This window comes from Streptomyces synnematoformans (genome assembly GCF_039531005.1).
GTDB lineage: Bacteria > Actinomycetota > Actinomycetes > Streptomycetales > Streptomycetaceae > Streptomyces > Streptomyces synnematoformans.
Genome location: NZ_BAAAPF010000394.1, coordinates 1 through 5,803, shown reverse-complemented (window position 1 = coordinate 5,803; position 5,803 = coordinate 1). Strand labels below are relative to the sequence as shown.

Below are 5,803 nucleotides of genomic sequence, written 5' to 3'. Positions count from 1 at the left end.
GGACGGTATGGCGGCGGAGGGCGCCGCGGCGTCGGCGGCGGGCGCCGGTGGTGCGGCCGGGGGCGGTACGGGCACGGGAGCGGCGGCCGACGGCGCCCTCGGCGACGCCGGGCACGTCGAGGCGGCGGGTGCGGAACGGCTCGGCGGGGGCGGCGGGGTCGCCGTCGCCGGAGGGCGGGGCGTCCCCGGCCCCGTCACCAGCCCTGTCGCCCGGGGCCGCGGAGGTGTCGCCGGGGGGCGGGGCGGTCTCCGTACGGGACGGGTCCTGCGGCGCCGCCGCGTCCGCCGCGTCCGCGGCGTCGCCCGTGCCATCGGTGTCCCCGGGCCGCCGCGGAGCCGGCCCGCCACCGCCACCGTCGCCGTCCGGCGGCCCGTCCGGATCGGGGTCCCGCTCCGGCCCGTCGTCCCCGTCACCGCCGTCGCCCGCGCCGCCGCCGGCCCCCTCCGCGTGCTCGCGCAGCGTGTCGTCCAGCTTCTCCTCGTCCAGACCCGGCGCGTCGAACGGGTTGCGCCGGCGCCGGTGCGGCAGCGCCAGCAGCGCCGCCTGCCGTACGTCCTCGGCCGCCACCTCCGTACGCCCGGCCCATGCGGCGAGGGCTGTCGCGGCACGCGCCATCACGAGGTCCGCGCGCATCCCGTCGACCTCGAACGCCGCGCACGTCGCCGTGATCTGCCGCAGCGCCGCGTCGCCCAGCACCACCGCCGGCAGCAGCGCCCGGGCCGCCGCGATCCGCGCCCGCAGCGCGTCCTCCTCCGTCGCCCAGCGCGCCGCGAAGCCGGCCGGGTCCGCGTCGTAGGCGAGCCGCCGCCGCACCACCTCCGTCCGCTCGTCCGGCTCGCGGGACGCGGCGACCTGCACCGTGAGACCGAACCGGTCGAGCAGCTGCGGGCGCAGCTCGCCCTCCTCCGGGTTCATGGTGCCCACCAGCAGGAAGCGGGCCGCGTGCCGGACGGAGACACCCTCGCGCTCCACGTAGTTCGCGCCCATCGCGGCGGCGTCCAGCAGCAGGTCCACGAGATGGTCGTGGAGCAGGTTGACCTCGTCCACGTACAGCACGCCGCGGTGCGCCTCCGCCAGCAGCCCCGGCTCGAAGGTCTTCCGGCCCTCCGCCAGCGCCCGTTCGATGTCCAGCGCCCCCGCGAGCCGGTCCTCCGACGCGCCCACCGGCAGCTCCACCATCCGCGCCGCGCGTACGCCGTCACCGCGCCCCGCCTCGTGCGGCCCGTCCGGGCAGTCCGCGTCCGGCGCGGCCGGGTCGCAGGAGAACCGGCAGCCGGGGACGACGGCGACGTCGGGGAGCAGGGCGGCGATGGCTCGTACGGCGGTCGATTTCGCCGTCCCTTTCTCGCCGCGCACGAGCACCCCGCCGACCGTCGGGGACACGGCGTTGAGCAGCAGCGCGAGCCGGAGTTCTGCCATGCCGACGACGGCGGAGAACGGATAGGGCACGTTCACCGGTGTTCACTCCTTCGGGTGGCAGCCCAGGAGACTGCGCCAATCGGTGCGGATGTGATGCGAGTGTGGGTTTGCCCGGTCGGCGCATATTGCCGGACGGGACTACCGCCGGGCTGGCGGGAAGTTACGTCTGTGGAGCAGGTGTAAGACCGATGGGCGGCCCACCGTCCCTTGCTGGTAACCCCAGGTCGGCGGTCGGCGTCGAAGCAGAAAAGTCCGTCCCGCAAGGGGCGGAAGTTCCTCCTCATTTGGGGGAAAGAGGTCAATCCTCCCCCTCCAGATCTCCTTCAAGCCCAAGGTAGATCTCCCGGAGCCGGGCCAGCGTCCGCTGGTCCGGCTCCGTCCACAGGCCCCGCTCGGCCGCCTCCAGCAGCCGCTCGCCGATCCCGCGCAGCGCCCAGGGGTTGGAGCGCCGCATGAACTCCTGGTTCTCCGCGTCGAAGACGTACTCCGCGGCGAGCTTCTCGTACATCCAGTCGTCCACCACGCCCGCGGTGGCGTCGTAGCCGAAGAGGTAGTCGACGGTGGCGGCCATCTCGAAGGCTCCTTTGTAGCCATGCCTTCTCATGGCCGCCGTCCAGCGCGGGTTCACCACGCGGGCGCGGAACACCCGGTGCGTCTCCTCGCCGAGCGTGCGGGTCTTCACCTGCTCGGGCACCGCGCTGTCGCCGATGTACGCCTCCGGCGAGTCACCGGTCAGATGCCGCACCATCGCCACCATGCCGCCGTGGTACTGGAAGTAGTCGTCGGCGTCGGCGATGTCGTGCTCGCGCGTGTCGACGTTCTTCGCCGCCACCTGGATCCGCCGGAACGCCGTCTCCATGTCGCCGCGCGCCGCCCGCCCGTCGAGCCCGCGGCCGTAGGCGTAGCCGCCCCAGACCGCGTACACCTCCGCCAGGTCGGCGTCCGAGCGCCAGTTCCGGGCGTCGATCAGCGGCAGCAGGCCCGCGCCGTACGCGCCGGGCTTGGAGCCGAAGATGCGGGCGGTGGCCCGGCGGCGGTCGCCGTGGGCGGCGGTGTCCTCGTCCGCGTGCGCCCGTACGAAGTTGGCCTCCGGCGGCTCGTCCAGCTCGGCGACCGCGCGCACCGCGTCGTCGACCAGGCCGACGACGTGCGGGAAGGCGTCGCGGAAGAAGCCGGAGATGCGTACGGTGACGTCGATGCGCGGCCGGCCCAGCTCCGCCCGCGGCACCACCTCGAAGCCCGTCACCCGGCGCGACGCGTTGTCCCACACGGGGCGGCAGCCGAGCAGCGCCAGGATCTCCGCGATGTCGTCGCCCTGGGTGCGCATGCAGGACGTGCCCCAGACCGTCAGCCCCACGGACCTCGGGTACGCGCCGTGGTCGGCGAGGTGGCGGGCGAGGAGCGAGTCGGCGAGGGCGCTGCCGACGTCCCAGGAGAGCCGGGAGGGGATGGCCTTGGGGTCGACGGAGTAGAAGTTGCGCCCGGTCGGCAGCACGTTGACGAGACCGCGGGTGGGGGAGCCGGACGGCCCGGCGGGCACGTAGCCGCCGTCGAGCGCGTGCAGAACGTTGCCGATCTCGTCGCCGGTGCGGCGCAGCCGCGGGACGACCTCCGCGGCCGCGAACTCCAGCACCCGCACCACGTCCGCGGTTCCCTCGTCGTCACCCAGGACCCCGGTGACGACGTCGGGCACGGCCGTGCGCGCCCACTCCCGCTCCTCCATCCCCTCGGCCAGCCGCCGCGCCAGCGACTCCAGCAGGTCGATCGCGTCCGACGCGGTACGCGCCGGCCCCGCCGCCCGCGCCGTCAGCGCCGCCGGTACCGCGATCCGGGCCCCCGGCTCCGCCAGCAGCTCCGCCTCCACCAGTCCCGCCCGCGCCGCGAGCGCCGCCCGCAGCCCGGGCAGCGCACCGCCGGCGCCGCCCCAGACCTGCGCCGAACGCAGCACCGCCAGCGCCAGGTTCACCCGCGCCTCGCCGACCGGGCCGGCGCCCAGCACGTGCAGCCCGTCCCGTATCTGCACGTCCTTGATCTCGCACAGCCAGCCGTCGACGTGCAGCACGAACTCGTCGAAGTCGGCGTCGTCCGGCTGCTCGGCCACCTGCAGGTCGTGGTGCAGCTCCGCGGCCCGTACGAGCGTCCAGATCTGGCTGCGCACGGCCGGCGCCTTCGCCGGGTCGAGGTCGGAGACGAGCGCGTACTCGTCGAGGAGCTGCTCCAGCTTCGCCAGGTCGCCGTAGGAGTCGGCGCGGGCCATCGGCGGCACCAGGTGGTCGACCACGGTGGCGTGCCCGCGGCGCTTGGCCTGGGTGCCCTCGCCCGGGTCGTTGACGATGAACGGGTACACCAGCGGCAGGTCGCCCAGCACCGCGTCCGGCGCACACCCCGCCGACAGCCCGAGGCCCTTGCCCGGCAGCCACTCCAGCGTGCCGTGCTTGCCCATGTGCACGAGCGCGTCGGCACCGAACGTGCGGTCCAGCCAGCGGTACGCGGCCAGGTAGTGGTGCGACGGCGGCATGTCCGGGTCGTGGTAGATGGCGATGGGGTTCTCGCCGAAGCCGCGCGGCGGCTGGATCATCACCACGACGTTGCCGAAGCGCAGCGACGCCAGCACGATCTCGTCGCCGTCCACGTACAGCTCGCCCGGCGGCTCGCCCCAGTGCTCCACGACCGCGGCCCGCAACCCGGGGTCGAGCGCGGCGAACCACCGCTCGTAGTCGTCCAGCGGCACCCGGGCCGGCGCCGCCGCCAGCTGCTCCTCCGTCAGCCACTCCACGTCGTGGCCGCCGGCGGCGATCAGCCGGTGGATCAGCTCGTCGCCGTCGTCGGGGTGGCCGTCGACGCCGTAGCCCGCGGCCCGCAGCGCGTCGAGCAGGCGGACGGCGGAGGCGGGGGTGTCCAGGCCGACGGCGTTGCCGACGCGGGAGTGCTTGGTGGGGTACGCGGTGAAGACCAGCCCGATCCGCTTGGCGGCGTTCGGCGTGTGCCGCAGCCGCGCGTGCCGCACGGCGATCCCCGCGACGCGCGCGGCCCGCTCCTCGTCCGCCGCGTACACCGGCACCCCGTCCGGGCCGTCCTCCTTGAACGAGAACGGCACCGTGACCAGCCGCCCGTCGAACTCCGGGATCGCCACCTGCATCGCCGCGTCCATCGGCGACAGCGCGGCGTCCGACGCCAGCCACGCGGCGCGCGACGACGTCAGGCACAGCCCCTGCAGCACCGGCACGTCCAGATCCGCGAGCGCGCCCACGTCCCACGCCTCGTCGTCGCCGCCCGCGGAGGCGTCGCCGGGCCGGGTGCCGCCGGCGGCGAGCACGGTCGCCACGAGGGCGTCGGCGCGGGCCAGCAGCTCGAAGAGGCCGGGGTCGGCGCCGCGCAGCGAACCGCAGTACACGGGCAGGGCGTTGGCGCCGTGCGCTTCGACGGCGGCGCAGAGGGTGTCGACGAAGGCGGTGTTCCCGGACAGCTCGTGGGCGCGGTAGAAGAGCACGCCCACGGTGGGGCGGTCGTCCTTCACGACGTACGAGCCGTGCACCCCGAACGCCGGCATGGGGTGCGGCGGGGCGAAGCCCTCGCCGGTGAGCAGCACGGTGTCGGACAGGAACCGCGCCAGCTCGGCGAGGTTCGCGGGCCCGCCCGCCACGAGGTAGCGCAGCGCCTCGGCGACCACCCCCGCGGGCACCGACGACTCGGCCATCAGCTCGGCGTCGGGCACGGACTCGCCGCCGAGCAGCACGGTGGGCGGGCCGGCGGCCCGGAGGGCGGCGAGCCCGTCCTCCCAGGCGCGCTTGCCGCCGAGGAGCCGTACGACCACCACGCCGACGCCGTCGAGGAGCGCGGGCAGGCCGGCGGGGTCGGTGCGGGCGGGGTTGGCGATGCGGAAGTCCGCGCCGGACGCGCGGGCGGCGAGGAGGTCGGTGTCGGCGGTGGAGAGGAGCAGGACGGTCGTCATGCCGCCTCGCCGGGTGCCGGGGCGGCGGGGTCCGGGCTGTTCATGCGGGGCTCGCTTCGGTCGGTGGGCAGGGTGTCGGGTGCTGTGCCGCCGCCGTGCGGAGCACGGCGGCGCCGGTGGTGACCAGCAGGGCCAGCCCGCAGACGCGGGCGGAGAGGCGTACGGCGCGCTCGATGTCCCGTACCGCGGGAGGCCGGCCGGCGCCGCCGAGCACCGCGCGGTGCTCGGCGCGGCCCCCGTACGACAGCTCCCCGCCGAGCCGGACGCCGAGCGCACCGGCGAACGCGGCCTCCACGGGGCCGGCGTTGGGGCTGGGGTGCCGGGGCCCGTCGCGCCGCCAGGCGCGGAGGGCGGCGCGGGGGGCCGCTACCGCGACCGCCGCGGGCGCCGCGGGGGGGCGCGCGCCGGGGTATCCCACGAGGTCGTCGGGC

General features: G+C 75.9%; 3 protein-coding genes. All 3 read right to left on the bottom strand.

Annotated features, from left to right (window positions below; translation table 11 throughout):
• On the bottom strand, positions 1-1,456 hold a 1,456-nt coding region (locus tag ABD317_RS32830), incomplete at its 3' end, for a magnesium chelatase ATPase subunit I (RefSeq protein ID WP_344294840.1).
• A 262-nt stretch (positions 1,457-1,718) separates the two neighbouring features.
• A complete protein-coding gene (gene cobN, locus ABD317_RS32825) occupies positions 1,719-5,372 on the bottom strand; it encodes a cobaltochelatase subunit CobN (RefSeq protein ID WP_344294837.1) in 3,654 nt (1,217 codons plus the stop codon).
• 40 nt (positions 5,373-5,412) lie between these two features.
• A partial coding sequence (locus ABD317_RS32820; RefSeq protein WP_344294834.1) for a cobalamin biosynthesis protein occupies positions 5,413-5,803 on the bottom strand: 391 nt, incomplete at its 5' end.

Excerpts from the sequence above, each read along its gene's own strand:
- cobN (WP_344294837.1), bottom strand. The coding sequence starts at position 5,372 with ATGACGACCGTCCTGCTCCTCTCCACCGCCGACACCGACCTCCTCGCC.